This window comes from Kitasatospora sp. NPDC057223, from assembly GCF_042669755.1.
Taxonomy (GTDB): domain Bacteria; phylum Actinomycetota; class Actinomycetes; order Streptomycetales; family Streptomycetaceae; genus Kitasatospora.
Genome location: NZ_JBHUWW010000259.1, coordinates 1 through 4,120, shown reverse-complemented (window position 1 = coordinate 4,120; position 4,120 = coordinate 1). Strand labels below are relative to the sequence as shown.

The 4,120-nt window shown below is 70.7% G+C and carries 3 protein-coding genes; 1 reads left to right on the top strand and 2 read right to left on the bottom strand.

Going from position 1 to position 4,120, the window contains the following annotated elements; all coding sequences use genetic code 11:
• Both ACFUK0_RS39610 and ACFUK0_RS39605 read right to left on the bottom strand, forming a co-directional pair.
• The coding region (locus tag ACFUK0_RS39610; protein WP_380258845.1) for a discoidin domain-containing protein at positions 1–1,031 on the bottom strand (1,031 nt) is incomplete at its 3' end.
• A 450-nt stretch (positions 1,032–1,481) separates the two neighbouring features.
• Positions 1,482–2,723, bottom strand: coding sequence for an ROK family protein (locus ACFUK0_RS39605; RefSeq protein ID WP_380258844.1), 1,242 nt, complete (start codon positions 2,721–2,723; stop codon positions 1,482–1,484).
• A 174-nt stretch (positions 2,724–2,897) separates the two neighbouring features.
• Here ACFUK0_RS39605 and ACFUK0_RS39600 point away from each other — a divergent pair.
• Positions 2,898–4,120 (top strand): ABC transporter substrate-binding protein (locus ACFUK0_RS39600; protein WP_380258842.1); only part of this gene is annotated, 1,223 nt, incomplete at its 3' end.

Here is a 4,120-nt window from a genome sequence, read left to right as displayed (position 1 = left end):
AAGACCTTCACGTTCGGGCCGAGGTCGCCACCGCCCTGGACCGGCGGCACGGTGCTCGTGCTGCCGGTGCGCACCGCGAACTCCCACAGGGAGTAACCGTAACCCGTGCCGCGCTGGGTGCCGTTGAGGCGGACGTAGCGGCCGGTGCCCGAGACGTTGAGGGTCTCGTTGCCACCGGCGCCCGTCGTGGTGGTGTAGACGGTCGTCCAGGCGTTGCCGTCGGCGGAGGTCTGGATCTGGTAGCCCTTGCCGTAGGCGCCTTCCCAGTTGAGGACGACCTGGCAGATCGACTGGGAGGAGCCGAGGTCGACCTGCAGCCACTGCGAGTCGGAGGCGGCGGAGGCCCAGCGGGTGCCGGTGTTGCCGTCGACGGCGTTGACCGCCGGGGTGCCGTAGTTCTCCTCGCTGGAGGCGGTGACGGCCTTGCCCTGCGCGGCGTTCGTCGTGGAGCAGCCGCCGGTGGGGGTGGTGGGCGTGCTGGTGGGGGTGGCCGTCGGGGTCGGTGACGGGGACGGGTTGGTGCCCATCGTGCCGAAGACCTGGAACTCCCACAGCGAGTAGCCGTAGCCGGTGGCCCGGGCGATGCCGTTCATGCGGACGTAGCGGCCGGTGCCGGAGACGTTGAGGGTCTCGTTGCCGCCGGTGCCGGTCGTGGTGTTGTAGACGGTCGTCCAGTTGACGCCGTCGGGCGAGGTCTGGATCTGGTAGGCCTTGCCGTAGGCGCCCTCCCAGTTCAGCTGGACCCTGCTGATGGTGGCGACCGAACCGAGGTCGACCTGCAGCCACTGCTGGTCGGTGTTGGCGGAGGACCAGCGGCTGCCGAGGTTGCCGTCCACGGCGTTGACCGCCGGGGTGCCGTAGTTCTCCTCGCTGGATGCGGTGACCGTCTTGCCCTGGGAGAGCAGGGTGTCGGCGGCCTGTGCTGCGGTACTGGGGAGGGCCAGGATGGCGCCCGCGACCATGGCCGCGGCGGCGAGTACCGCCGGCGTCCGGCGCGCCGTGGCGCCGGAACGGGTTGAGGTGAGCCGCATGGGCTCCTCCTACAGTGAGGGGGGTGGGTGTGGGGGCCGTACAACGCGGGCGCCGGCCAGTCCCTCGCCCCGAACCGGGATGGCCGAGGGGGCCCGCGTTGCACGGATACGGCGCATCTCCATGCAGGAGGAGAGCGCTCTCCTGAGGGAGTCTCCGCGCCCCTCCGGTCGGGCGTCAACCCCTCAGGGGCAAGCTCTCTGTACGAATCCATCATCTGGTCGTAACGCCGACGTCATGCCACGTCGTGGCCCATGTCGCCCGGCTGGACCGGCGGTGCGGCCCTGCGGAGGGCAAGTCGCCAACGGTTCGGGCCATCTGACGGAGCGGCAGGAATCCATCCGGGCGGGACGCGCGGGCTCAGATGGGAAATCGCTCTCCCGTGTGCAGGGGGAGGCCCGGGCCGGGCGGCGGGGGAGGCGTGACGCCCTCGCCCGCCGGGTCCCGGCCGGTCAGGCGAGGGCGGGTTGGCCCGCCGGGGGGCGGGTGAGGGCTCCGCCCGATTCCAGGAAGTGCCACAGGGGAAGCGTTGCCGCGCTGAGGGTCACCGCGTCCGGACCGAGGTGGCCGAGGTCGATGGAGGTACGGGCGCGGGGGAACCGCAGGGCGTAGGCGGTGGCCGCCTCCCGGATGGCGGGGAGCAGGCGCGGGCCGAGCAGGAGGCCCGCCCAGCCGCCGATCAGGATCCGCTCCGGGTCGAAGAGGTTGATCAGGTCGGCAATCGCGGCACCGAAGTACTCGGCGGCCTCGGCGAGCAGGGCGACGGCTTCGTCCTCGCCCGCCTCGGCCGCGGCCAGCAGTGCGGCCAGGCCCTCCTTCTCGCTGGACCCGGCGGGCGCCCGGCCCCAGCGCTCCACCAGCGCCTCTGCGCCGACGTACGCCTCCAGGCAGCCGCGCGAGCCGCAGCGGCACAGTCGTCCACCGACGTGGACCTTGGTATGGCCCCACTCCCCGGCGCTGCTGGTGGCGCCCCGGTAGGGCGTGCCGTTGGCGATCACGCAGGCCCCGACGCCGGAGCCGAACAGCGCGACCACCGCGTGGCGCGCGCCCCGGCCCGCGCCGAACCACATCTCGGCCTGGCCGAGGGTCTTGGCGCCGTTGTCGATGTGCAGGGGCAGGTCGGTGCCCGCCCGCAGCAGCCGGCCGAGCGGGACGGCGTCCCAGTCGATGGTCTGGCCGTGCACCACGGCGCCTTCGCCCTTCGAGGCCGGGTCGCCCTGCTCGACGATCCCGGGCACGCCCACCCCCACGCCGATCACGCCGGCCCGGTCCACCGCCGCGGAGGCCAGTACGGAGTCGATGCCGGTGAGGATCAGCTCCACCACGTGGCCGACGTCGTGCCCGTGGTCGGACAACGGCTGGTCGCAGGCGGCCAGCTCGGTCAGGGCCAGGTCGAAGAGGGCGACGCGCACCTGGGTCTCGCCGACGTCCACGCCCACCAGGTGGGCCCGCCCGGGCGGGACCCGCAGCAGGATGCGGGGCCTTCCCCCGTCGGAGTCGACGGATCCGCACTCCTCGGCGGCGCCGGCGGCCAGCAGTTCCCCGACCACGTTGCTGACCGATGCGGCGCTGAGGCCGGTGCCCTCGGCCAACTCCTGCCTGCTGAGCGGCCCTCCGAAATACAACCGTTGTAGAACGGCCGAGCGACTGCTGCGTCGCAGGTCACGGCCGGTCTGCCCGCTCCGCTGTGCCATCGGTCCTCTTCCCCCGTGTCGATCTATCGTGCCCTGAATCTTGACTCCAGGCTTTTCTCACACGTTAAATCATGTCCTGAAGGAAGCCTGTGTACGCCATGTTAAACGTCAGTGGCCCCGGTCCCTTCCCCCCCACCCAAACGATGCCACCCACCGCCCGAGAGGGGCCTGGTCATGCGTATCACCCGTCTGGCTGCCACCACCGCGATCGTCGCATCCTTCGCACTCACCGCCAGCGCCTGCGGCGGCGGCTCCACCTCCGGCAGCGGCGGGGGTGACAACAGCGCCCCCAAGACGCTCACCTACTGGGCCAGCAACCAGGGCACGAGCATCGAGAACGACAAGCAGGTGCTGGAGCCCGAGCTGAAGAAGTTCGAGCAGCAGACCGGCATCAAGGTCAACCTCGAGGTCGTGCCGTGGTCCGACCTGCTGAACCGGATCCTGGCCGCCACCGCCTCCGGCCAGGGCCCGGACGTCCTCAACATCGGCAACACCTGGTCGGCCTCGCTGCAGGCCACCGGCGCGCTGCTGCCCTGGGACGAGGCCGCCTTCGCCAAGATCGGCGGCAAGGACCGCTTCCTGCCGTCCACCATCGCCTCGGCCGGCGCCGCCGGCAAGGACCCGGCCGCCGTGCCGCTGTACTCGATGGCCTACGGCCTCTACTACAACAAGAAGCTGTTCGCCGCCGCCGGCATCGACAAGGCCCCCGCGACCTGGGACGAACTCCAGGCCGATGCCGCGAAGCTCACCAAGGACGGCAAGTTCGGCCTGGGTATCGAGGGCGGCAACGTCTCCGAGAACGTCCACCAGGTCTTCACCCTCGGCAAGCAGCACGGCGCGGACTTCTTCGACGCCGCCGGCAAGCCGACCTTCGACAGCCCCAACGCCGTCGCCGCGGTCAAGCAGTACGTGGACTTCATCGCCAAGGACAAGATCGCCGCGCCCGGCAACGCCGAGTACTCCAACAACCAGACGCTGAGCGACTTCGCCACCGGCAAGACCGCGATGATGATGTGGCAGTCCGCGGGCGCCAACCTCAAGTCCCAGGGCATGAACCCGGAGGACTACGGCGTCGCCCCCGTGCCGATCCCGGCCGGCGCCACCGGTGACAAGGCCGTCAAGTCGATGGTCGCGGGCATCAACCTCTCGGTGTTCAAGAACACCAAGAACCTCGACGGCTCGCTGTCCTTCGTGAAGTTCATGACCAGCAACGAGGAGCAGAAGGTCCTCAACTCGACCTACGGCTCCATCCCGCCGGTGAAGGAGGCCGGCAAGGACCCGGTCTTCGCCACCCCGGACCTCACCACCCTGAACGACGTGCTGTCCAACAGCTCCGCGCCGCTGCCGCAGGTCGCCAACGAGAGCCAGTTCGAGACCCTGGTCGGCACCGCCGTCAA

Coding starts and splice junctions, on each gene's coding strand:
- ACFUK0_RS39605 (WP_380258844.1), bottom strand. CDS start 2,723: ATGGCACAGCGGAGCGGGCAGACCGGCCGTGACCTGCGACGCAGCAGT.